Origin of the sequence: Novosphingobium sp. NBM11, assembly GCF_015390225.1 — a bacterium.
In the GTDB taxonomy this organism is placed as follows: Bacteria; Pseudomonadota; Alphaproteobacteria; order Sphingomonadales; family Sphingomonadaceae; genus Novosphingobium.
In genome coordinates this window covers 833,846-857,423 of the sequence record NZ_VUOG01000001.1, presented here as the reverse complement: position 1 = coordinate 857,423, position 23,578 = coordinate 833,846, and the positions used below count along the sequence as shown (strand labels likewise).

The 23,578-nt window shown below is 63.4% G+C and carries 18 protein-coding genes and 4 pseudogenes; 13 read left to right on the top strand and 9 right to left on the bottom strand.

Annotated elements, in window-relative coordinates:
• Positions 1 to 3: 3 nt before the first annotated feature.
• Genes F1640_RS04095 through F1640_RS24955 form a run of 4 tightly spaced genes read left to right on the top strand, consistent with a single transcriptional unit; the run spans position 4 to position 3,457 of the window.
• Entirely contained in the window at positions 4 to 1,062 is a 1,059-nt protein-coding gene (locus F1640_RS04095; RefSeq protein ID WP_025549991.1) for an acyl-CoA dehydrogenase family protein, read from the top strand.
• Positions 1,059 to 2,315, top strand: a complete 1,257-nt coding sequence (locus F1640_RS04090; protein WP_206694629.1) for an acyl-CoA dehydrogenase family protein — start codon at positions 1,059 to 1,061, stop codon at positions 2,313 to 2,315. Before F1640_RS04095 ends, F1640_RS04090 begins: the two co-directional genes overlap by 4 nt.
• Positions 2,251 to 3,267 (top strand): SDR family NAD(P)-dependent oxidoreductase, encoded by a 1,017-nt coding sequence (locus tag F1640_RS04085; protein WP_244968654.1) that lies wholly within the window; start codon positions 2,251 to 2,253, stop codon positions 3,265 to 3,267. The genes F1640_RS04090 and F1640_RS04085 overlap by 65 nt, the downstream gene beginning before the upstream one ends.
• Before the next feature lie 40 nt (positions 3,268 to 3,307).
• Entirely contained in the window at positions 3,308 to 3,457 is a 150-nt protein-coding gene (locus F1640_RS24955; protein ID WP_217625705.1) for a hypothetical protein, read from the top strand.
• A gap of 75 nt (positions 3,458 to 3,532) precedes the next feature.
• On the opposite strand, the gene F1640_RS25090 is transcribed toward F1640_RS24955, so the two are convergent.
• Complete coding sequence (locus F1640_RS25090; RefSeq protein WP_255530622.1) at positions 3,533 to 3,661, bottom strand: hypothetical protein; 129 nt, start codon at positions 3,659 to 3,661, stop codon at positions 3,533 to 3,535.
• A 236-nt stretch (positions 3,662 to 3,897) separates the two neighbouring features.
• On the opposite strand from F1640_RS25090, the gene F1640_RS04075 reads away from it, so the two are divergent.
• The 6 genes and pseudogenes from F1640_RS04075 to F1640_RS04050 form a co-directional block, all read left to right on the top strand.
• The gene (locus F1640_RS04075) at positions 3,898 to 4,380 is read left to right on the top strand and encodes a MarR family winged helix-turn-helix transcriptional regulator (RefSeq protein WP_025549995.1); all 483 of its coding nucleotides are present in this window, start codon (positions 3,898 to 3,900) and stop codon (positions 4,378 to 4,380) included.
• Positions 4,377 to 6,359, top strand: a complete 1,983-nt coding sequence (locus tag F1640_RS04070) for an FUSC family protein (RefSeq protein WP_025549996.1) — start codon at positions 4,377 to 4,379, stop codon at positions 6,357 to 6,359. The genes F1640_RS04075 and F1640_RS04070 overlap by 4 nt, the downstream gene beginning before the upstream one ends.
• Entirely contained in the window at positions 6,356 to 6,568 is a 213-nt protein-coding gene (locus F1640_RS04065; protein WP_024018728.1) for a DUF1656 domain-containing protein, read from the top strand. Before F1640_RS04070 ends, F1640_RS04065 begins: the two co-directional genes overlap by 4 nt.
• Before the next feature lie 10 nt (positions 6,569 to 6,578).
• Complete coding sequence (locus F1640_RS04060) at positions 6,579 to 7,487, top strand: HlyD family secretion protein (RefSeq protein WP_025549997.1); 909 nt, start codon at positions 6,579 to 6,581, stop codon at positions 7,485 to 7,487.
• Positions 7,488 to 7,525: 38 nt separating this feature from the next.
• Positions 7,526 to 8,926 (top strand): efflux transporter outer membrane subunit, encoded by a 1,401-nt coding sequence (locus F1640_RS04055; RefSeq protein ID WP_033963134.1) that lies wholly within the window; start codon positions 7,526 to 7,528, stop codon positions 8,924 to 8,926.
• A 28-nt stretch (positions 8,927 to 8,954) separates the two neighbouring features.
• Positions 8,955 to 9,175, top strand: a pseudogene (locus tag F1640_RS04050) (IS1380 family transposase); the annotation flags it as partial.
• A 492-nt stretch (positions 9,176 to 9,667) separates the two neighbouring features.
• Here F1640_RS04050 and F1640_RS25085 read toward each other — a convergent pair.
• From F1640_RS25085 to F1640_RS04035, 3 genes and pseudogenes are all read right to left on the bottom strand, one after another.
• A pseudogene (locus tag F1640_RS25085) lies at positions 9,668 to 12,945 on the bottom strand (efflux RND transporter permease subunit).
• A complete protein-coding gene (locus F1640_RS04040) occupies positions 12,942 to 14,042 on the bottom strand; it encodes an efflux RND transporter periplasmic adaptor subunit (RefSeq protein WP_063872397.1) in 1,101 nt (366 codons plus the stop codon). Before F1640_RS04040 ends, F1640_RS25085 begins: the two are co-directional and overlap by 4 nt.
• Before the next feature lies 1 nt (position 14,043).
• A complete protein-coding gene (locus F1640_RS04035; protein ID WP_025549970.1) occupies positions 14,044 to 14,619 on the bottom strand; it encodes a TetR/AcrR family transcriptional regulator in 576 nt (191 codons plus the stop codon).
• Positions 14,620 to 14,724: 105 nt separating this feature from the next.
• Between F1640_RS04035 and F1640_RS04030 the strand changes: the two genes are divergently transcribed.
• Complete coding sequence (locus F1640_RS04030) at positions 14,725 to 16,131, top strand: efflux transporter outer membrane subunit (RefSeq protein ID WP_033963035.1); 1,407 nt, start codon at positions 14,725 to 14,727, stop codon at positions 16,129 to 16,131.
• Between the two features lie 99 nt (positions 16,132 to 16,230).
• Here the strand turns inward: F1640_RS04030 and F1640_RS25980 are convergent, their stop codons facing one another.
• Positions 16,231 to 16,509 carry a transposase gene (locus tag F1640_RS25980; RefSeq protein ID WP_375336197.1) on the bottom strand — a complete coding sequence of 93 codons (279 nt, stop codon included), beginning with the start codon at positions 16,507 to 16,509 and terminating at the stop codon, positions 16,231 to 16,233.
• Positions 16,510 to 16,583: 74 nt separating this feature from the next.
• Between F1640_RS25980 and F1640_RS04020 the strand changes: the two are divergent.
• A pseudogene (locus tag F1640_RS04020) lies at positions 16,584 to 16,748 on the top strand (IS110 family transposase); the annotation flags it as partial.
• Positions 16,749 to 17,434: 686 nt separating this feature from the next.
• Positions 17,435 to 18,571, top strand: a complete 1,137-nt coding sequence (locus F1640_RS04015; RefSeq protein ID WP_052191964.1) for an ISAs1 family transposase — start codon at positions 17,435 to 17,437, stop codon at positions 18,569 to 18,571.
• A 206-nt stretch (positions 18,572 to 18,777) separates the two neighbouring features.
• On the opposite strand, the pseudogene F1640_RS25975 reads toward F1640_RS04015, so the two are convergent.
• From F1640_RS25975 to F1640_RS03985, 4 genes and pseudogenes are all read right to left on the bottom strand, one after another.
• A pseudogene (locus F1640_RS25975) lies at positions 18,778 to 20,375 on the bottom strand (IS1380 family transposase); the annotation flags it as partial.
• A 107-nt stretch (positions 20,376 to 20,482) separates the two neighbouring features.
• Positions 20,483 to 21,445, bottom strand: coding sequence for an alpha/beta fold hydrolase (locus F1640_RS03995; protein ID WP_033964357.1), 963 nt, complete (start codon positions 21,443 to 21,445; stop codon positions 20,483 to 20,485).
• A 99-nt stretch (positions 21,446 to 21,544) separates the two neighbouring features.
• Positions 21,545 to 22,045 carry an MlaD family protein gene (locus F1640_RS03990; RefSeq protein ID WP_033964358.1) on the bottom strand — a complete coding sequence of 167 codons (501 nt, stop codon included), beginning with the start codon at positions 22,043 to 22,045 and terminating at the stop codon, positions 21,545 to 21,547.
• Between the two features lie 91 nt (positions 22,046 to 22,136).
• Complete coding sequence (locus F1640_RS03985) at positions 22,137 to 23,549, bottom strand: AarF/ABC1/UbiB kinase family protein (protein ID WP_194917879.1); 1,413 nt, start codon at positions 23,547 to 23,549, stop codon at positions 22,137 to 22,139.
• Positions 23,550 to 23,578 lie beyond the last annotated feature (29 nt).

Sequence of the window (23,578 nt, the reverse complement as noted above, 5' to 3'; positions counted from 1 at the left end):
GCGATGGCTGCAGCGCTCGCAACGGGCGAGGACAGGCTTGAGGGGGTGCGCCTGCTGGTCGAAAGCGCCGCAGGCATTGCCCCGCGCGATGGCGATCTCAAGGCGGTTCGACATCTGCGCTTTGGCAGGCCGGGAATGGATCGAGGACGCTGGAGCGAGATTTCCGCCATGGGGTGGCTTGGAATTCGGCTGCCAGAAACGGCAGGCGGGGCAGGTCTCGGCATGGCGGAATATGCGGCACTCGCCGGTGAAGTCGGAGCGGCGTTGCTGCCCGAGCCGTTCATCGAGGCCCAGCTTGCTCTCGATCTCATGGGCAAGGACGCACCCGCCGAAGCGTTGAGCGGTGACAAGCTTGTCTTGCCGGCCTGGCTCGATACCCCCGATGGCCTCACGCTCGCCGGAGGCATCACCGAGGCCGAGGGGCGGATATCGGGAAGACGGCGTTTCGTGCCAATGGCCGCCGCCGCCGATGTATTTCTGGTCGTTTCAACGGAAGCCTGCTGGTTGATCGACGCGAAAGCCGCGGGCGTGTCGCTTGAAATCGAAAGCACCCTCGACGGCGGTCACACGGCGACCTTGATCCTCGATGGGGTCGAGGCGAAACGGTTATCGGCGCCCGATGCGAAGGCGCTCGAAGCCGCGGCCCTGGCCACGGCGTCGGCATTGCTCGGACTCATGGAGCGCGCCTTTGCCATCACGCTTGACTACCTCAAGACTCGCGTCCAGTTCGGCCAACCAATCGGCTACTTCCAGGCGTTGCAGCACAAGGCTGTGGATATGGAAATCGAGATTGGCTTGACGCGGGCGGTGCTGCGCGATGCCGTCGAAACCTTCGATACGGGCGACGACTGCCGTCGTATCACCTCCAGGGCGAAGGCGCGGGCGGCCGATGCCGCCATGCTGGTCACGCGACAGGCGGTGCAGTTTCACGGTGCCATCGGTTACACCGACGAGGCCGATATCGGCTTGTTCCTGCGCCGCGCCATGGTGCTGGCGCCGCGCTACGGCAGTGCCGGCTTTCATCGCCAACGTTACGGCGGCCTGAGGGAGGGACGGCCATGAGCGGGATCATGGCGACTGTTGAGGAAGGGCGCGCAGCCTTTTTCGGGAAACCCGCACCCATATCCGGGGAGAGCGACATGACAGCCATCACTAGCCCGACCGCGCCACAGCCGCATGCGGACCTGGACCCGCTCACAGACGCCGACTTCCGCGCGGCGGTCCGGAACTGGATCGCCGCCAGCTATCCGCAGAACCTGCGTAGTCCCCCCAAACGGTTGCACGCTGCAGAAGCCATGCCCTGGTACAGGATCCTGTCGCAGCAGGGCTGGCTGGCGCCTGGCTGGCCGCGCGAATATGGGGGGATGGGACTGTCGCCCTCGAAGCTGCTGATCATGATCGAGGAAATGGAACGCTATGGTTGCGCCCGACTGCCTGATACCGGACTGACCATGGTAGGTCCTCTCCTGATCGCCCATGGAACCGATGCTCAACGCGCCTACCATCTGCCGAAGATCCTCTCGGGCGAAATCATCTGGTGTCAAGGCTATAGCGAACCCGATGCCGGCTCCGACCTGGCGGCGCTCCGTACCTCCGCTGTGCGCGAAGCCGATCAGTGGGTAATCAACGGCCAGAAGGTCTGGACGACGCTGGGCATGGACGCGCAATGGATTTTCGTGCTTGCCCGCACGGATCCTCAGGCCGCCAAGCAAAAGGGCATAAGCTTCTTTCTTATGCCGATGGATATGCCCGGCGTAAAGGTGCGTTCGATCGTCAACATCGACCTGCACGCCGAATTTGCAGAGGTCTTCTTCGACGATGTCCGCATTCCCGCTGACGCGATTGTCGGCGAGGTGAACGAGGGTTGGACCATCGCCAAGAACCTCCTTGGCTTCGAACGCCTGTTCCTGGGCTCGCCAAAGCAATCAGAAGGCGCGCTCGGCCATCTCGAGCGGCTTTGCGACCATCTGGGGAAGAGCGGCGACCATGCATCGCTCCTCAACGGATTGCGCATGGAACTCGAGGACCACAAGTCCTTCTACACGAGCTTCGCAGACAAGGTGCGACGCGGCGAAAGGCTCGGTCCCGACGTTTCCATGCTCAAGATCAACCAATCCGCGCTCTACCAGAAGATCACAGACCGCATCATGGACGTTGCCGGGGAACTGGGAACACTTGCCGGACAGTTGCCGGACACGCCGACGCTCTATCCTGGCAGCGTCTTCCTTCAGGCACGCCCGACGTCGATTTATGGCGGGTCATCCGAAATTCAGCGCAACATTGTTGCCAAGCAAGTGCTCGGTCTCGGCCGATAAGGCAGCCTGTTCAAGGAGGAAGTACGAAATGACAGTGGGTTTGGGACTTGAGGGCAAGGTTGCGGTCATCACGGGAGCGGGCGGCGGGATCGGTCGCGGCATCGCGCTGGAATTCGCCAAGGCGGGCACTCGCGTGGTGATCAACGATATCGGCGTATCACTGGGAGGAAGCGGCGAGCGCTCCAGCGCACCCGCGGAGGAAACCCGGGCGATGATCGAAGAGATCGGCGGGCAGGCGATCATCTCGGGCGAAAGCGTGTCCGAATGGAATGCCGCGCGCCGCACCATCGAGATGGCGATGGACAGCTTTGGCCAGGTCGATGTGGTGGTCAACAATGCCGGGATACTTCGGGATGTCATCTTCCACAAGATGGATCCGTCCGATTGGGAAGCGGTGATCAACGTCCACCTGAACGGCAGCTTCTACATGAGCCGTGCGGCGGCCGAGCCGTTTCGGGCCCAGGGCAGCGGCGCTTTCGTGCATATGACCAGCACCTCGGGGCTGATCGGAAATTTCGGTCAGGCGAATTATTCCGCGGCCAAGCTCGGTATCGTCGGCCTTTCGAAATCAATCGCTCTGGACATGAGCCGGTTCGGCGTGCGCTCGAACTGCGTCGCGCCCTTCGCCTGGAGCCGGATGACAAGTTCCATTCCTGCAACGACACCGGAGGAACAGGCGCGTGTCGAACGCATGAAGCGCATGACACCGGAAACCAACGCGCCGCTCGTCGTCTTCCTGGCCTCGGCGGCGGCAGAGGGTGTTACCGGGCAGGTCTTCGCAGCGCGTCTCAACGAGCTGTTCCTGTTCAACGCCATGCGACCGATCCGCAGCGTCCAATCGGGAGGTGGCTGGACGCCGGCCCTGATTGCAGAACGCGCCCTGCCTGCCTTCCGCGCGGCTTTCACCCCGCCGGAGCGTTCGGGTGACGTCTTCTCTTGGGATCCGATCTGAGGCACCGGGGCAGAAGACAACCGACGGGGCTTCCCCGGGCTTGTCGAAGGGACGGTCCCGACGGCAGGAAACACTGGAGCTTATCAAGCAGAACATCGTCATCGTCGCCGGCAAAATCGGTCAGGCTTGCGGATCGATGTCGTTGAGCTTTGCCGTGGCAATGAGGCTCATCATGACGGCGGTGCGCTGACCGCCGCGGTCTGAACCGGTGAAGAGCCAGGATTTTCAGCGCAGGGCAAAGGCTGATTCGTTGTGCACCCCCTTTTCAAATGTCGGAAAATAGCGATTCCTGGTTGTCGTCTTGGGCGCGACACGGGATTGGGCGCGCCAGTTTGGCCTTGATCCACTCGTCTTCGAGGTCGCTGGAGCGGATTTGATAGGGCGCGTAGCGCATGACCTACTCGGCGGCGATATGCCATTCCTGATGAAGCGTTGGATCTTGACGTGCGGGACTCCGAGTTTGGCGGCCGCGTCCCACATCGTGAGCCATTCGCCGTTCTTGTCAGAAGACCGGTAACCCCTGATCTTGCGCACCGCATGGCTCATTGGCGTGTTCAGCCTGCCCAATTTAATTGTTAAGGCAATGATTGTATATTGAACGTAATCGGATGATGGACTAGGTAGCCGCGCATGCCCTGCGACCGATCCAGAACCAGCCCCGTCGCGCTTTTTGAACTCACGAACGCTTTGCAGCCGATCCGGCGTGTCTGGGTTCAGGCAGTCAGTCTCGCACTCGCCGACTTCGGACTTCCCGCATCGCTCATTTCGGCGCTCATTCTGGCGTCCCGTCATGGAGACAAGGGTGTCAGGCAGAACGCGCTGGCCGAGGAAGTCGGGGTCAATCCGGGCGGCATGGTGCGCATTCTCGACCAGGCCGAAGCCGCCAACCTGCTCGAGCGGCGCGATTCTCCCGACGACCGGCGCATCAAGACGATCCATGTCATGCCGAAAGGTCGTGACCTTGCAAGGAAGATGGAAAAGGCGGTCATGCGGCTCCGCGACGATCTCCTTGGTGATCTTCCTTCGCAGGACATCGAAACGACGACGCGCACGCTGCGTTTGTTCGAGGAACGGATCGGTCAGTTCCTGCAGCAGACGCGGACGGGCCGATGAAGGTCAGCGCCGATCAGCTGATCTTCTCTGTTAAGCTGTTCGTCGCGGGCATGATCGCATTCGCGATAGCGGTGCGGATCGGCCTGCCCAATCCTTACTGGGCACTTGTCACCTGCTGCGTCTGCATGAACCCCATGAGCGGGGCGATCCGGTCGAAGGCCGTCTATCGGTTCACCGGAACTTCCTGCGCCGGCTTCGTCACGCTTGCCATGGTCGCGCTATTTGCGAGCGCGCCGCTGCTGCTGATCGCGGCGTCGGGAATCGTGGCAACCCTGGCGTTCGGTATTTCTTTCCTCGACCGCACGCCGCGCAGCTACGGCTTCCAGCTTTTCGCGATCACGCTCATGCTGGTGGCGGTCGCCGGCGTGGATCATCCGGAGATCATGTTCGATACCGTTGTGGCGCGGGTCAGCGAAATCACCCTCGGCATCCTCGCGACGACCCTCGTTGACGGCGTGATCGCTCCGCGTTCTCTTGAAGGTGCGCTACGCGCGCGCCTGCATCGCTGGCTGCCCAGCATCGAGACCTGGGCGAAGGATGTCCTTGATGGCCATGAGGCGGACGCCCAAGGAGAGCATGACCGGCTAAAGACGCTGGCCGACATCACATCCCTGTCACAGCTGACCGGTGCGCTGCGCTACGATCCGACGATCCATCGCGATGACCTGCGGCACGCGCTCGCGATCCAGCAACGCCTGCTGCGCATAGTCCCGCTCCTTTCCGCGATCGGCAGCCGCATCGCGGGCCTTGGCGAAGCGGAGCGCTTGGCCCTCCGACCCTCTCTCGCCACGGCCAGGGCCCATCTCGATGCCGGTACGGAACCGCCACCCGATCTGGCCGATGCCGTGCGCTCGCTTCCGCTCGATGCCAGTCGCGCGCGCGCGTGGCAGCAACTCGTTCATGATGCGCTGGCCGACATGCTGACGGAAATGCTGACGCTCTGGAGCGAGGTTTCGCGGATCGAGGCGGCGTTGAGCGGAAAGGCGAAGCTTGCGCCCGCGCTCGCGCGAACAGTCAGCGAGACGCAGGCGTTTCCGCTCAACCCCGACATTGATCACGCTGCCCGGATCGCGGCGGGAATCCTCGTAACCTACGCCCTCCTCTGCGGGCTCTGGTATGCGACGGGCTGGCATCAGGGCGCGAACGCTGTCCTGTTCAGCACGATAGCGCTGGCCTTCTTCGGCGGCGGCGACGAGCCTGGCAGAGCGATCGGAATGTTCGCGCGTTTCGCCCTGCTCGCGACCCTGCTGGCGGGGATCCTGTGCTACGGCCTGCTCCCGCTCGCTGCCGATTTCGCGACCTTTGCGATGATGATGGGCCTGTTCATGCTGCCGCTGGGCGTCTGGGCGGCCGTCAGTCCGATGGCGACGCTGATCCTCGCCTTCGGGCTCAGCAACATCAATCTACAGGGCCATTATTCGCCGCCCGATTTCGGAACCTTCGTCGAGGCGAGCGTCGCCAGCATGCTGGGCATATTCACCGCCATTCTCGGCGCCGGCCTGTTCCGTACCTGGGGCGTGCAGCATCAGCTTCAGCGCGTCCTCCGCATCGAAGCGCGCGAGATCGCGCGGCTGAGCCGGTCGCCCAGCCGACGGTTGCGGGACAGCTATGTCCAGCGGGCGCTCGACCGCATTTCGGTGGTGACGGCGCGCCTTGCCGCAGCCGGGCAGGTCGAGCGGAGCGCCGGCCTGCTCATCCGGCTGCGGGTCGGCGCGAACGTCGCCGACCTGCGCTCGATGGGCAACGCGCTTCCCGCCGATGGGCGGCAGGCGACGGATCGGGTTCTCGATCAACTCCGCAGCGAGTTCGACAAGCCGCAGCCGTCGTCCCGTCTGCTCGCGCTCATCGACGAAGCACTTGATGCGCTCTGGCCGGGAGATGGTTCGCCCGGCGCTCGCCCCGACCGCGCCATTCATGCCTTAGCGGGTCTGCGCATCGCCCTGTTCGAGCGCGCGCCGGCCTGGGTACCGGCGACATGATCGGCGAAATCGACATCGCGGGCGTGTTCGTTTCGCCGCTGCTCCTCTGCGCGATCCTCGGCTTCGCGATGCGCCTGCTGCTGTCGCGGGTGCTCGAGTCCATCAGCTTCTACCGCCTCGTCTGGCAGCGCCCGCTGTTCGACACCGCCCTGTTCCTCATCCTGACCGGCACCGCCTTTCTGGCTCTACGCCTTGTCACCGCATCCTGAAGTGCCCGCCATGACCCTAGATCGCGATACCCTCCTCCGCCTGCTCAAGCCCTTGCTCACCCTGCTGGTGGTGGGTGCGGGCGTGTTCGTCTTCTGGCACCTCTATAATTACTACACCTACGCGCCACAGACGCGCGACGGGAAGATCAGGGCGGATGTGGTCCCTCTCGCGGCAGACGTGTCGGGCCGGGTCGAGCAGGTCCACGTTCGCGACAACCAGGTGGTCAGGCGCGGCGACATCCTGTTTACCATCGACCATGTTCGGCTGCGCAATGCCGTTGAGCAGGCCGAGGCCGCTGTCGCCACGGCACGGGCAACGTTGAACGCCGCCGAACGGGAGAACCGCCGCTATCAGGCCCTCTCTGATATCGTCTCGGGGCAGCAACGTGACGACCGCCGCTCCACCGCCGAGGAGGCCCGCGCACGCTATGCCCAGGCGATCGCTGATCGCGATCTCGCCCGCATCAATCTGGCGCGCGCCGAGGTGCGTGCGCCGGTCAACGGCATCGTCACCAATTTCTCGCTCCGCCCCGGCGCCTATGCCGCCGCCGGGCAGCCCGTGATGACGCTGGTCGATTCCGACAGCTACTACGTTGCCGGCTATTTCGAGGAGACGAAGCTTTCGCACATCCGCCCCGGCGTCCGCGTCACGATCCGGGTAATGGGCGAGGATAGGCCGCTTTCTGGCCATGTTGAAGGCCGATCGGCGGGCATTGACGATCGCGAACGGACGACCGCGTCCGGAACGCTACTCGCGAATGTCAATCCCACCTTCAGCTGGGTCCGTCTTGCCCAGCGCATCCCCGTGCGGATCGCCATCGACAAGGTGCCGCCCGGCATCGATCTGATCGCGGGCCGGACGGTCACCGTGACGCTCAATGGCGCGGAAAATGCGCTCGGCCCCGGCCGGAGCGAATGACGATGGGGCGCGTCGGAACGAAAAGGCCGCTCGGACTGATGGGCGCGCTGATGCTCGCTGGCTGTGCCACGGTCGGCCCCAGCTATCGGGCGCCGCCCTTGCCCGCAGGCATCTCGGATCGGCCCGCGAGCTTTGCCGAAGGAAAATCGCCGGCCTATTCGGCTGAACCCTTGCCCCAGCGCTGGTGGCGCCTCTACGCTATTCCCCAGCTCGATGCGCTCGTCCAGGAAGCGATCGAGGCCAACACCGACCTCAGGGTCGCGGCGGCCAATCTCGAACGCGCGCGCGCGATTGTCCAGGAGGTCGAGGCCGGCGCGGGCGTCCAGACTTCCACGGCGGGCGGCGTATCGGTGGGCGAGCCGTCCAATCTCGGTCTCGGCTCGCCCAACGGGACCCATGCGACATTCGACGCCGGCGTCGGCATATCCTATGAACTCGACGTCGTGGGCCGGATTCGGCGCACGATCGAGGCCGCGCAGGCCGATGCGGAAGCGCAGGCCGCCGCCTATGACCTTGCGCGCACGACGGTCGTGGCCGGAGTGGTCGGCGCCTATGGAGATGCCTGCGCGGCCGGCGCGCGGATGACCGTTGCCCGCCATTCGGTCGAACTGCAGCGGCAAAGCCTCGCCCTCACCGAAAGAGGCGTGCGCGCCGGCCTCTACACGTCGCTCGACGCTACCCGCTCGCGCGCGCTTCTGGCTCAGCTCGAGGCAGCGCTGCCGCCGATCGAGGCAGGCCGCAAAGCTGCACTATTCAGTCTTGCCGTGCTGCTCGGCCGGACGCCCGAAGATTATCCGCCCAATCTCGCGACCTGCCGGATCATCCCTTCCGTCGACCGCCCCCTGCCGATTGGCGACGGTATGGCGCTGATCCGGCGCCGGCCCGACATCCGCGAAGCTGAACGCCGGCTCGCGGCTGCGACGGCGCGCATCGGAGTGGCGACGGCGGACCTCTATCCGAGCGTCAGCCTCGGCGCATCGCTCGGCACGACCTCGCGGAGCGTGGGTGGGCTGGTCGACGATTCGGCGTTGCGGTTCAGCTTCGGCCCGCTCATCTCGTGGTCCTTCCCGAACCGACGCGTCGCCAGGGCGCGGATCGCGGAAAGCGATGCAGCGGCGCGCGCGACGCTGGCGGCATTTGACGGCAGCGTCCTCGCAGCTCTCCGCGAAACCGAGACGGTCCTCAGCACCTATGCCCGCGATCTGGACCAGAATGCCAAGCTCAGGGTCGCGCGTGATGAGAGCGGGAGGGCTTTCGGGCTCCAGGCCCGGATGACTCGGGGCGGTCTTGGAACGGGTCTTGAACTGCTCGACACGCAGCGAAGCCTTGCCACAACCGAAGCGGCGCTGGCGGCCTCGGATGCGTCCATCGCCTCGGATCGCGTTCGGCTGTTCCTTGCGCTCGGCGGCGGCTGGGAAGGAGGGATGGCGGGGCCGTGATGGCCGAGCCTTCGCGAAGCGTACGCTCGGCCTGCCCACCAACGCCGTGCTGCGCGCCGATCTTGAAATCGTCACGGTTGCCGATGCCTGTGCGGTCAGGCGGGCGAAGGCGCAGCATCCGGTCCTGCGCAATTATGCCGAGACCACTACGGCGCCAAAAAATGGGCATGCCAGCGCCGCGTCCTCGCCCGCATCGAGGCCAGCACGATGGGCATGGACACCCTCGCGATGGCGCAGCGGCTTGGTACAGTGCGGCAGGCCGAACTTGCTGCCAACCTTGACCCCACCCAAAGCCGGCACCGTGCTGTCGGCACGACGGTCTGGGGGGCAGGGGGCATTTCGCCCGAGATCGCCGGGCTTCTCGCCGCTGTGGGAGGCTGGGTGGGCCATCGGCTCGCCCTCCTCACGACGCGCGGGGCATTCGACAGCCCGCCAACGGCTGAGCACTGCGCGATCTCAGGGCCGGCCTTTCGCCCGCCGAACTGGCCGGGCTGAGATCAAGTCGTCCCAAAGACGCCCGGATCGAAGCGGATTCCATCCTTGAAGAGGCCGCGTGGCATTATCGCAATCTTGCGAGAAGGCCGGACCATGCGCCGCCAGCGGCGCTGCTGGAACATATCGACCACGCGACGTAAGCCGAATTGGAAGCCCCGCTACCGGGATCCGGCGCGCGGCGATCCTCGTGCTCGTCAGCCTGCGTCGCAAACGTCTTTCCTAGGGCCGCGGCATGGGACGGAAGCCTCATGCGCGCATGAGGCGCTCATAGAGGATCGGCACCACGAAGACAGTGAGCACGGTCGAGACGAGCGTGCCAAAGATCAGCGAGATCGCAAGGCCGCCGAACACGGGATCGGGGATCATGATCGCCGAGCCCAGCACGATGGCAAGCGTGGTGAGCAGGATCGGCCGCAGGCGGACCGCGCCGGCCATCCGCGCCGCCTCCGCCAGCGGCATGCCATGTTTCTGGTTATCCTGGATGAAGTCGATGATGAGCAGCGAGTTGCGGATCACCACGCCGGACAGTGCGATGATGCCCACGATGGAGGTCGCCGAAAAGTCGGTTTTCAGCAGCCAGTGGCCCGGAAAGATGCCGATGACCCCCAGAGGCACTGCGGACATGGCAATCAGCGGGGTGAGGAACGAGCGATAATAAGCAACCAGTAGGAAATAGATCGCCGTCAGCGCCGCCCCGAGCGCCATCAGCATGTCGCGGTAGATATCGAGCGTCATCCGCATTTCGCCGCTCCATAGCAGTTGGTAGCCGTCGATGATGTCAGGTGCCTTTTCGCTGAGGCTGAGATTGCCGGTGGCGAGCGGCTGCCCGTCCGGGGTGCGCAATCTCGACAAGCGCCGGTTGAGATCGAGCACCGCATAGACCGGCACGCTCTGCGCAAGTTCTCCTCCGATGAAGATCACGCGCTCATTGTCCTTGCGCTGGACCGGCTTGTCGGCGGTCGATGGTGTGCGCCGGACCAATTCGGCCAGCGGTATCTGGCGGCCGTCCCTGCTGGTCACGTAGAGGCCTTCGAGCCGTGCGGGGGCGGGCTGATCCGCGCGCGGCACATAGGCGCGGATCGGAACGGGGTTGCGCTCTGGATCGATATGGGCACGCCCGACCACCTGGCCATCATAGACAAGTCCCAGAACCTCGGCAATATCGGCAGCTGACACGCCGGAGAGCGCTGCTTTCTCGCGGTCAGGAACAAAGCGCCATTGCGACACGTCGGTAGGCTCGCTGTTCGAGATATCGACCATGTCATAGGTGTTGGCGAACTCGGCTTCCACCTGCTTCGCCAGCCGGCGCAAGCCCACGAGATCTTCGCCGTGCAATTCGGCGAGCACCGTCGCACGCACCGGTGGCCCCGGCGGATCCTCGACCAGTCTCACCCGGGCGCCCGGATAGCGGGTCCGAATGGCTTCGATCTTCAGACGCAATTCGCGGACGAACGTGATCGAGCTTTCCGAACGCTGGTGCTTGTCCAGGAGGTTGACGCGGATTTCGGCGACATTCTCACCCGTGCGAGCCGCCGTTCCCTGCATCAATCCATTGAAATCCGGGACCCCAGCCTGGCCGATCCAGTTCTGGTAGTTCACCACCAGCGGATTGGCGGCAAGCAGGCCGTCGATCTCGTGAACCATCCGGGCCGTATTCTCGACGGGGCTGGCTTCGGCCATGGTGATCACGATGTTGAAGGTGTTCTTGTTGTCCTTGGGAAGGAAGCCCATGGCAACCCCAAGCGGCGGCACCGGCCCGCCGACGCCCGCCGGGCGGATGAACTGCCAGCCGCCTTGCGCGATCGAAAGGAGCAGGGCAACGACCGCGCCGATCATCAGGGCACGACGTGCCTTTGAGTGCTCCTGAAGCGGTCGGATCAGCCAGAGATAGGCGTCCCGCAACTTGTCGGGCTTGCGCTCCGCATGAGCACCGGCCTCTTCCGCGCTTCCATCATCCAATATGCCGCCGGTAGAGGCAGGTCGCTTGACCCAGCGGTTCGCTGCCCAGGGCGTGACGATATAGGCGACAATGATCGACGCGAGCATCGCGATCGGCACATTATAGGCGATGGATAGAAATAATCGCCCGCCATGCCGGTCACGAGCAGCAGGGCCGCGAACACCAGCATCACGGCAAATGTCGCGAGATTGGTGGCGCCGCCGATCTCGTTGGTGGCAAGGACGGTCACATCCTCCTGCGAAGCGTCGGAGCGCTCGTGATGGTAGTGGCGGTGGATGTTCTCGATCACGACGATCGAGGCATCGACGAGCAGGCCCAGCGCCAGGATAAGCGCGAACAGGGTGATGCGGTTGATCGTCACCCCGCCGAGCAGGTCCGCTCCGAGCGTGATCGAGAAGATGACCGGAACGGTGACGGACACGATCAGCGCCTCGCGCCAGCCGAGGAACAACAGCATGATGAAGCTGACGGTAATCAGCGCGATCGCCAGATGCTCCATCAGCGCGTTGACGGCCTCGTCGGCTTTCTGGCCGTCGTCGCGGGTGGTTACGACATGGACCGCGCGCGGGATGAAGCTGGCCTGCATCCGCGCGACCCGATTGGCCACGGCTTCGGACACGGTGACCGCATTCTCACCCTTCTTCTTTGCAATGGCGATGGTGACGGCGGGCATTTCGCCTTCACCGAGCTTGGCGCGCGGGTCGCCCGCCGCAAATCCGAAACGGCTGAGGCGCGTGATTTCGACATGCGGGCCGTCGGAGATGGTTGCGACATCTCCGATCTTGATCGTGCGGCCATTGCGCACCCCGATCACGAGATCGCGTACCGCCGCCACCGATCCCAGCTCGCCGGAGTAGCGCAGTCGTTCCAGTCGGCCCGCCCGTGCCGGCCCAGAGAGGTTGAGGCCCACATCGGAGGCGCCCAGCGCTCCGCGTGCCTCGGCGAGCGAGATCGAGAAGGACTGCAATCGGACCGGATCGAGCGCGACATCAATCTCTCGGTTGCGCCCGCCATAGACGGAAACCACCGAAACGCCCGGCGTGCTGCGCAGGCGCTCAGCCATCGAATCCGCCAATCGCTTGAGGCCGAAGTCGTCATAGGCGGAGGAAGCGAGGGTCACGGTAACGATGGGCACATCGTCGGCATCGACCGCCTGGATCAGTGGGATAGCCGCATCGGCGGGAAGCCTGCCGCGGTTGGCGATCACCCGGTTGTAGAGCTTGACCAGCGAATCCTCGGGCGGCTGGCCGACCTTGAACTGCACCTGCACCGTGCCGAGGCCGGGTTGGGCAGTGCCGTAACTGTGGTCGAGCCCGGTCATCTCGCTGAGCACGCCTTCAAGCGGTGCCACCACCAGCCGGTCCACCTCTTCGGCGGTGGCGCCGGGCAGGGCGACCGTGACCATCGCACCGGGCACCACGATCTGGGGATTTTCCTCGCGCGGGGTCAGCAACACGGCGAGCGCGCCGAGCAGCAGCGCGGCCAGCAGGAAGACGGTCGTCAGCTTGGAGGTGATGAATGTCCTGGCAAGGCGGCCCGCTAAATTGAGCGGCGCCTCGGTCATCGCGTGGCTCCGCCGGCGAGGCGTGCGCCGTCCCGAACGGTCCGATCGACACGGGCGAGGATGCGTTCACCAGCCGACAGGCCGGAGGTTACGGTGACCCGATCGCCCAGCCGGTCACCCGGCCGCACCCAGCGGAAGGTGAGACGCTTGTCCTGGCCCACCACGAAAACCCCGGTCAGCCCGCCGCGGTCGGTGATCGCGGCGGCAGGCACCGCGACGGTATCTCCGCTGACCCCGTGATTCGTCGCCGATGGGAGCCGGACGCGACCGAACATGCCCGGCATGATTCCGCTATCGGCGGGAAGAACGATCTCTACCGTGTAGCGGCGGGTAGCCGGGTCCGCGGAGGGGACGACGCCCCGGACCTTGCCGGTTACGGGGCGATCTTCGCGCCCGTCGAGCAGCACGGGAGTCGCCGCTCCCGGCACGAACATCCCGAGACTGGCCTGGGGCGCGGCAAAGCGGAACACCAATTGGCCACGGCTCTCCACCGTCACCAGCGGCGATCCTGGCATCACCATGTCTCCGTCGCGGATTTGCCGGGAAACGACGAAACCGTCGAAAGGGCTGGCAACCGAGGTGTAGGCGAGGTCCACCTGGGCAGCGGTGAGTGCCGCCTGTGCCTGGGTGACTCCGGCGGCGGCCGCGCTGTCTCGAAGCTGTTCTTTGCGATAGGCATCCATCGCCAAGGCACCGCTTTGGGCGAGCGGTGCATCGCGCGTGACATCCCCATGCGCATTGCGTTGTTCGGCCAGCGCCGCATCCAGCGCGGCGCTGGCGCGCCGAACAGCGGCCTCGGCCTGCCGCGCGTCGATGGTCGCAAGGATTTGCCCGCGCCTGACGGGCTGGCCGTCATAAAGGTCGGGTGCCCGGATAGTGCCCGAGGCGCGGGCCACGAGTTGCACGCGATCATCGGATTCGACCGTGCCGCTCGCGGCAGTTCCGTCCATGGATGTCGTCAGGGATGCAGTCGTCACGGGCAGGTTGACGGCGGGAGGTTCCGCCGATTGCGATGTCTGGTCCCCACCGCCGCAGCTTGCGAGAAGGATAGGAAACGACAGGGCGATCGCCTTCGCCACACGGTGCTTGCGCTCCATGTCAGCCAACCACCGAAGCGGACTGGATCAGGGCGAGAAGTTGAGAGGCCACCTGATCCACGGATTCGGACCTCTCGCTGTCTCCGGTCAGGCCGGGGGCGAGGGGCAGGATCAGGACCTGTCCAAGCGCGAAGCCAACCAGCGACAACGCGACCTCCTTGGCAGATATGTCCGTTCTGCCTTGCTCCACTGCAGCGACGATCGATTGGAATGGTTGCCGAAGTACCGTGCGTGAAAGGGTGGCGATGCGGGCTTCGTCTCCATCCAGCAGTTCTCGATACAGCAGGCGGGCGAATATCCGGTCGGTCATCAGCCTCCGGACGAACCATCGCACAAAAGCCTCGAGCTGGTTCGAAGGGTGCTGGGCCAGCCACGCATCCAGATCGCGGGCGCAAGCCTCGAACACCGAGGCGAGGGTGGCCTCGATCAGGTCGGCCTTGTCCCGGAAGTGATAATAGAGGTTCGCCTGGGTCACCCCGACCAGTCTGGCGATATTGCGCATCGACACGGCTTCGTAGCCGCGCTCGGCGAAAAGCCGGGCGGCGGTTTCGAGTAATTGGGACCGCATGTCGGACATGGAATGCTCACTTGTTGAACGACCGTTAAGTCGGTTAGTAAGTGATTCGTCCGTGGCTGTCCAGCAAGCTTGCGTCGCTACGGCCCTGAACCGGAGATACTGTCGATGCGTGCGCTTGTCTTTGTCCCTCCGCTCCTGCTGTTGCCCACACTCGGCGGATGTATGATGGGGCCGAATTACAAAGGTGCACCGCCACCCCCCGCCTCGATGGGCAATTCCTTCTTGCGGACGGATCAGGTTTCGATGCCCGCCACGCCGCAACTGACGCCATGGTGGCGGGAATTGAACGATCCGCTGCTCGATCAACTGATCGGGCGGGCGCTGTCCTCCAACCCGGCGATCGATATCGCCGAAGCGCGTGTCCGGCAGGCGCGGGCCCATCTGCGAAGCTCGCGCGCGGCATTGGCGCCGGGTGTCGGCACCGGGGCAGGGGCCGGGAATATCCAGGCATCGAGATTGGTGACGGGTGGAGAGGCCAAGTCCTCGTCGCTCTTCCTCGCAGGCTTCGACGCCCTTTGGGAAATCGATCTATTCGGTGGAGCGCGGCGGAATATCGAGGCCACGCGCGCGCAATTCGAGGCCGCGCAGGCCGATGCGGAGAATACCCGCCTCAGCCTGACTGCGGAGATCGCGCGCCAATATCTTGCCCTGCGCGCCAGCCGACAACGTCTGGACCTCGCGCGCCGTCTGCTTGCCAACCAGCAGAAGATCGCGAACCTCACGGCGCAGCTTGAAGGCGCGGGCAAGCTGTCGCGCATCGAGCGCGATCAGGCCGATCGCACCGTGGAAGTCCGGCGGCAAGCCATCGCGGCTCTGGAAGCGGACCGGAACGATCGCAAGGACGCGATAGCCGTGCTGCTGGGAGAAGCCCCTGGCGCGCTCGATGCCATGCTCGATGGCACGGGCCCGGTTCCGCTTCCCCCCGCCGCCGTCCCGGTCGGCGATCCCACCGCCATGCTCGCCCGCAGGCCCGATATCCGGGCGGCCGAGCAGCACCTGCATGCCGCCAATGCCGGGATTGGCGTGGCGGAAGCCGCGCGGATGCCCAAGGTCAGCCTGGCAGGCGTGGTCGGTCTTGGCAGCGCCATGAAGGGCGATATTGCGAGTGCCGACAATCTCTGGTCGCTCGCCGGTCCGACGATCCAATGGAACCTTGCCGATTTTGGACGCGGGCGGGCGGGCGTGTTGCAGGCCGTCGCCGGTCGCGATGAGGCGGCGGCAGCGTATCGCGCCGCCGTGCTCGTGGCCCTTCAGGATGCGGAAAGTTCACTCAACAGATTCGGCCAGGCGCGCAAGGCATTCGCGATGCAGACGCGCAACTCTCTGCTGGCGGACCACAGCGCTGGCCTCGCCCAGCAATCCTGGCGTGCAGGGCGGTCGTCCGCGCTTGCCGCGCTTGCCGCCGAAAACGATCAGTTGGCGGCTGCGGATCTACAGATTCAGGCCCGGATGGCCCTGACGACACAGTTCGTCGCGCTGCAAAAAGCACTAGCGATGGGGGTGAGTGGATAAACCAACTGAGCCAAGAGACGACAGGCGAGCTTGCAGCTTTGTCGATTGGATGTGTTGTCGATGAAGCTTTCGATGTCCTCGATTAGCGCCCTCCTGGAGCTATCGGCCCCTCGTTTTGATCCTCTTTTCGGTCAGCAGGGCGAAGAAGCGCTCGACCTGATTGGGCCAGCACGATGATGTGGGGCTATAGGCAGACTTGCCGGCGATCTCGCGCTCGATGTCATAGAGCTGCCCGATACGCTCGAGCGCCTCGTGTGCGATCTCGGATTTTTGGGACGTCCAGATGTCGTGGAAATCGCGTCGCCAATGGGCAAAGCAGGCTGCTTCCCGGAAACGCGGGCTCCCATCCGCGCCAGGTTCGTAGAGCTTCGCATAGATTCCATGAGGAGGTCAAACAGCGAGCGGCGCTCTGCCAGACTGGTCTCGCTAAAAAACTCACTCTGGAGATCGACATGCCGGTTGCAGCTCATCGTTCCCAAGCGCCGTCCGCTGTTCGCACCGAGCTTACCGCGATTTTTATCTCGCTGGAACTCTCGCAATCGAAATGGTTGGTCACGTCCCTGGCGCCGGGGAACGGCGAGAAGATGTCGAAATTTGTCGTAGCCACAAAGGATGTTGCCGGTCACGTCATCGACAATCGTCGCGCTCGCCCGCAAGTTGCTCGTGGCTCTATGGAAATATGTTAGCGCTGGCGTGATCATCGAGGGCGCCGAATTGACCACCGCGTAGCGCTCCGTACGCCCTTTTTGGAATTCTCCCACGGCTTCGAGCCCTGGGTGGATGCTCGGATGACGAACCGCGTAATTACAGGGCCTGAAAAGCCGCTCGCTGAGATTGGTCTCGTCGATGAACCCAAGTCCGCCGAATGCGGAATGCTGGCGATGCTGCCTCGAGCAGCGACCGTATATAAGTTGGATCAGGCTCGGTATCGAGTCGCGTCATGCAACGGGTTCTCTCCTTGGATCCAGCCAATGATCAGGATTTACGAAATGCCGCCATAATGCTATCCCGGATAACTCCTCCCCATATAAGTAATTACCTCGTCGAGGATTTCGGCGGTCAGCGCATCATGCGCCGCCTGATGTCTGCGACCCGAAGGAAGTTCTGCTACTGTCCGTGCCATGCCAATGCCTCCCGATGCCTAGCACCGGCTACTATCATAGCAAATACCATAGCAAAGATTATCTTAAGTGAACAGTATTGACCCTAACCGGACCAGGGCAATCGGGTGAAGAAGTTCGTGACAAAGCGCTGATGTGCTGAATCAGTGGGGCTCCTTTCTACAGGAGGAGCGGCAGGGAGGATGGCGAGCGGACGGGTGGATGAAGGGGCTTTCGCGGAAGCGGGTCTATTTCTGGGGTATTTTGAGGATCTTCCCGACGCGCGACAGCCGGGCAAAGTGCGTTATCCGCTAACCGAGGTTCTTCTGCTGTGCCTGCTGGCGGTGTTGTCGGGGGCGGAGACGATCACGGACATCGCCAATTTTGGAGCTCGCAAGCTGGCGTTCCTACGCCGGTTTCGGTCGTTTGCGGGTGGCACGCCGTCCCATGATCATCTCGGCGACATACTGGCGACCCTCGATGCCGATGCGTTTCAGCACTGTTTTGTCGCCTGGGTATCGTCACTGACCGGCATGGCATCAGAGGTGATTGCCATCGACGGCAAGACGGTGCGGCGATCCAAGGGTGCGAAGGCAGCGATCCACATGGTATCGGCCTTTGCCGCGCGCCAACGATTGGTGCTGGGTCAGGTCAAGGTCGCCGACAAGGCTAACGAGATTGTCGCCATCCCCCGGCTTTTGGAGATGCTGGAGATCGAGGGTGCGATCATCACCATTGATGCCATGGGCTGCCAGCGCGCCATCACGCGGCAGATCATCGATCAGAAGGCCGACTATGTCCTCGCGCTCAAAGGCAATCAAAGCGCGCTTCACGACGACGTCAGGCTGTTCGCCGCCGAGCAGAAAACCAGGAATTTTGCCGACACCAAAATAAGCCGCCATGAGACGGTCGATGGCGATCACGGCCGGATCGAGACCCGGGTCGCCACGGTCATCCACGACATCATCTGGCTACAAGAGCGCCACAAATGGCCCGGATTGAAGACCATCGTCATTATCGAAAGCATCCGTGAAACCGGCAGCAAGATAGAGCGCGAAACCCGCTTCTATATCAGTTCCCTGAACCTGCCGGCCGACAAACTCGGGCCGATCGTCCGCAGCCATTGGGCCGTCGAAAACAGCCTGCACTGGGTTTTGGATATGGTGTTCCGTGATGACGAATGCCGCGTCAGAACCGACAACGCTCCCGCCAATTTCACCACCATCAAGCACATCGCGACCAATCTCCTGCGACTGCCCAACACCAGCGATTCGCTTCGATCGCGACGCAAAATCGCCGCATGGGACGATGACTTCCTCGCAGGTCTCATCGCCGCTTGATGCCTTCACCCGATTCCCCTGCTAACCGGACTAACCTCTCTTATTCGTGAGGGTGCGCTGACTGGTTCGGTCTGGCTTTCGGCAGGGACATAGGCCCAAGCAGGCTGTACTCCGTCGTTGCGTCTATTTCATCGCGGCGGATCGACAGGTTTGCAGGTTTTACGGACAGGGTTCGAGTGTTCGGCGGCACCGCCGCGTCGACTATGTGGCGCAGGTTTAAGCGCGTTGGCGATGGTGCGGAACAAGTCGGCATCTGGGCAGGCGGAAGCGAACGCGACTCGGATGCGGGTGGATGTTTCGATGACGCGGGCGGCGATTTTGAGGAGACGCACGCGCATTGTGGCGAACTCGGCCGTGGCGAGCGCGGCTTTTTTGCGGATGGCTTGCTGTACGCGCCACATCAGCCAGTAGGCAGCGGTGTGCAGGATTAGGCGCATCTGGTTGGCGTTGGCCGACCGGCACGAGGTCCGGTCGCTGGAAAGCTGGCTCTTGTGCAGCTTGATCAGGTTTTCTGCATTGCCACGTGCGCAGTAATAGACCTCGTACAGGTTCTCCGGGCCGGGCGCGGTCAACGAGGTGACGACGGTGCGGATGTCCATGCCCATGGTGCGGGCTTCGATCCGGGCGACAACGCGGCGCTCGTGCTTCCAGCTTTTCGCGGCGTAGCGGGTCTCGGCAGAGAGGCGCAGGACCGGGCGATCTTCTTCGGCGCGCTGGGTTGCGCAGGCATCGGCCACTGTCACGATTATGGGATCGGCACGCAGCACCGCGTTTGTGGGCATCCCCGATGGCCTGAGCTTGAACTTCGGCCGCGGCGGCAACCCCTTCAGCCGCGCTATCTCGTCCTTCAACGCCTCGTTCTCGGCCTTCAGCGCCGCATTCTCCGCCGTCAGCGTCGCGACCGCTTCCTGAAGAGCCCCAAGTTGATCCGACATAGCCGAAATGACCCGCCGAACATCCGACAACGTGACATCATCGAAAGGGCCAGAACGTCCACGAGTCATCGACAGTGAATCACACCGCCGTCCGTTTGAAAAGACCCCCGCCCGGAAATATGCCCCGGTTACCTGCCGTAGTGCCCGTCACCCCGGATCGTGATGTGGGTGCTGGGCAAGTGACGGCGGATATGGCGAAACAGCCGTCGAATGTGCCCAGCCGCCTCAGCACCCGATGGCGTCTTGCCTGTACGCAACAGCATGGCGACTGGTCGTCCGGTCGCGGTATCGTAGACATGGATCGGCATGAAACAGCGCTCACCATGATGGCCATTCCAGAACGACAATTGCTGGTATCCGTGGACGACATCACAGGTATCATCGATATCCAACGTCACCGCCGCAGGCGGGGTCGGATGGCTGGCGCAATATATGCCGACCATCTCCCCCATCATGCGCGCCAGTTCGCGCGTGGTCGGCGCATTCTCCCACCTGCTCATGGTCGGTTGGCTGGCAAGTCCTGCGCCCGATCCGGGCAGTTTGCCGAGCGCCAGGCGAAAGCCCGGATCGTCACGCAGCGTGTCGAGGTCGTCCGCGTCTTCATAGCCACAGCAGATCGCCAGAATGCGTGCCCGCAGGATGTCGTCCAGCTTGTGGGTGACCCGGGCGGGATCTCGCCGGTCGGCAATGCAGGCAGCCAGTTGCGCACAGATCCCCATCGCACGTTCAGCCCGCGCCAGCAGCAATACACCACCATCAGAGGTCAGCCGACCACCGTCAAACGCGGCTGTGACTTTCTTGCGTCCGACCGCTGGAAACGAAATCGGAGCGGCGCTATCACCGATCTTGGCGGGTGTGGCCTGTGGCATTTTATGCCTCGTTGCAGGTTGGTCTAGACACCCAATTCCCTACAGCAAGTCAGTGCTTTATGCCATTCCCGCCAACCGATCAGATGGCCCCCCATGAATAAGACGGGCTAATCTTGCTCGATGCTCCAACCGGCAAGCAGCGCGCGCAAGGCGGCGACGAACGCCAGCGGCTGATCGAGCATCAGATGATGCCGTGCTTCGGGTACAGCGATAATCGGAATGTTGATGCCGCCGAGTTCGCGGACGTAATCACTGGAATCACTAGTAAAAAGCAGGCTTTGCTCGCCGTGTACTATTGCCTTGCGGCCTGGCGCCTCGACCAGCGTTTGGCCCATTTCAAGCCATTCGCTCGGCACATTATCTCGCTTGAACACCGACGGCGAAAACTTCCAGGTCCACGCTTCGCCTTCGCGTCGAAGTGAGTGGTAGGCCATGTAATCCATCAGGAACGCCTGACCAACGGGCTGTGGCGGAGATAGAACATACCGCTCGCGGGCACTTGCGTAATCGGGGTAACGCTTATGCGGGCGATCGGGGTCGCCCGATCCCGGGCCGGTGCGGCCGCCCCCCCAAACGGCGTCAAAGCTGGACGGACGCAGCACCATCAGATCGCAGATCACCGTGCCGGCAAAGGCATCCGGCGCCAGGGTGATCGCCTTGAGCGCGACTGCCGCGCCAAAGCTGTGTGCGACGATGATCGGCTTGTGCTCATGGCGAAAAAGTCCAAGGGCCTCCGCGACCCCGATCATCTCCCGTCCTCGCGCGACCATGTCACAATTCTCGCGAACGTCGCTGTCCCCCATTCCTGAATGGTCGTAGGCGATCACATGGTAATTTTCAGCGAGGTAAGGCGCGACGAACGCCAGGCACCGTGCATGAGAGAGAAAGCCATGGGTCATCAATAAAGGAGGCGCGGAACGATCTCCCCAGCGGAAGTAATGCATTCTCACACCAGAAACCTCGACGAAGCCCTCCTCCCGCGGCACGGATAGCGCGCCGACAAACCAATCGGGCAGGCATGCAGGATCTGGCGCCCACGTCTGTACGATATCGGACGGGATTTCACGCATGGTGCTCGGTGCCCTTCTCAGACTGGATCAATTATGTGGCCTTGGTCCGGCGTGACGCGATTGGGACCGAAGTGTCCAGGCTGCGACGTATTCATCCGATTATTCTCGAACCAGATCTTTTCCAGTTTCGGTATACGTTCGCATCGCTTGTTTCAGAAGCTTCGCCCGCGGGCGCGGGGAGAGTCCGCCGCCTTTTGCCGGTACGATCGGGAACGGCTGCCCCTCTCGCGCCGCGAGCACTGGGTCGCGATTGTTGTCGCCGCTCAGGCTCAGTTTTGCCGATCCATCAAATAACGATCGTTCGATCGACGCTGTCACACCGCGATGAAGAATCGTGTCACTGGTCAGCGCGAACCGGACGGTGATGAAATCTTGATTCCTGGGCTGAACCTGGATCTCAGTTACGCGGCCGATGGAAACACCGAGAAGGTTCACGGCTGACCCTGGTTGCAGGCCATCGACAGATTGTTCAAATCGAATCTCGTACGTCGGCCCCTTGGCATCGCTCTCCTGGAGAAGCCATAAAGCGAATCCGATCGCAGTGATCATGAGCATGCCCACGATCAGGCTTACCTTCAACCAGTTTGAATGCGTTTCCATCGGGAGCTAGGAATCCCGAGGCCCGTCGCGCCAGGAGCGATGCTTCGCGGTCGGCTCTGCGTGCGCCGCGCTCATCGCCGCCTCACACCTTCTAAAACGGCCAGTGCAACAGCACCGAGAGCCAACAGTCCCGCCAGGTGCGCGGCGGCGAGGAAAACACTATCGCCGCGCAGATCGCGAGGGTGGCAGGATAGAGCTGCGGAGTAACCCTGCCGGCACGCTCTCTTCCGCGTAAACGCTCAAGGTCCTTGGGCGCGATACTGACGGTGATCGAGCCGGTTCGCGCAATCTTCTCGATCTGTCCGACGAGGTTCGGCGTTGACAGAACCACTCGTCCGAGCGCTGCGAGCAGCTTGCCTGCCTCGCCGCGCAGCCGGGCAGGGCTAGCCCGCTCCCGCATCATTTCCTTTGCTATCGGAGCAAGCTCTCGAGCAATGTCGAATGCCGGATCGATGCGCCGGACGAACCCCTCGGCGGTCAGCAAGGTCCGGAGCACCAGGGCAAGGTCCGGTGGAAGCGCGAGATGAAAGTCGCGCAGAATCGCGAATACCATCTGAAAAATGTCGGCGAGGTCAATCTGATCGAGCAGGACGTTGCTGAAGCGGTCGATCAGTTCGGCCATTGCCTCTTCGAGCCGGACCCGGTCCACGTCCGGATCACCGGCCCAGAGCATGAGAATATCGACGATACCGCCGGTGTCCTCCGAAGCGATCGCGAGGCCAAGCCGAACGAGTTCCTCCCGGCGTCTCGGCAGGAGGGTGCCCACAGCGCCGAAATCGATCAGGCCAAGCGTCCCGTCTTCAAGGAAGAAGACGTTGCCGGGATGCGGATCGGCGTGGAAGTGACCGTTTATGATGATCATGCGCAGGATCGCCTGCGCATAGGTGCGGGCAAGCGCAGCCAGATCGAGATCGCTTCGGCGTGCCGCGTCCAGATCGCTTGCGGGAAATCCGCGGAGCCGCTCCTGGATGTTCACTCGCCTTCCCGAAAGCTCCCAATCGAAGCGTGCGGTTCGAACCCCGTAGTTTTTAAGATATTCACCGATCGCGTCGCTGGCGCGCGCTTCTGCGCTGAGGTCCATCTCCCGGGCGAGGCTCTCGGCGAAATGGCGCAGCAACTCGTCCGGCTTCAGTCTTGCGATCTCGGGGATACGGCGCTCCGCAACCCGGGCCAGTCTTCGCAAGAGCCGAAGATCGGCATCGACGATCCGCTCGATGCCTGGGCGGCGAATCTTGACGATAACGTCACGCCCGTCGAGCAGCGTCGCCGCATGCGCCTGAGCGATCGAACCCGCCGCAAGCGCTTCGGTGTCGAAGTGACTAAAACTCGTTTCGATTGGGCCGCCGATCGCCTCCTCGATCAGCGGCTGCACGGCCGCGAATGGAAGCGGAGGAACGCGGTCCTGCAGTTTTGAAAGTGCATCGACCCATGCCGGCTCCAGAAGGTCGCTTCGCATCGCGAGGATCTGTCCGAATTTGACCGCGACAGGGCCGATATCCCGCAAAAGCGCGACGATCGCTTCCGGCCGGGTAT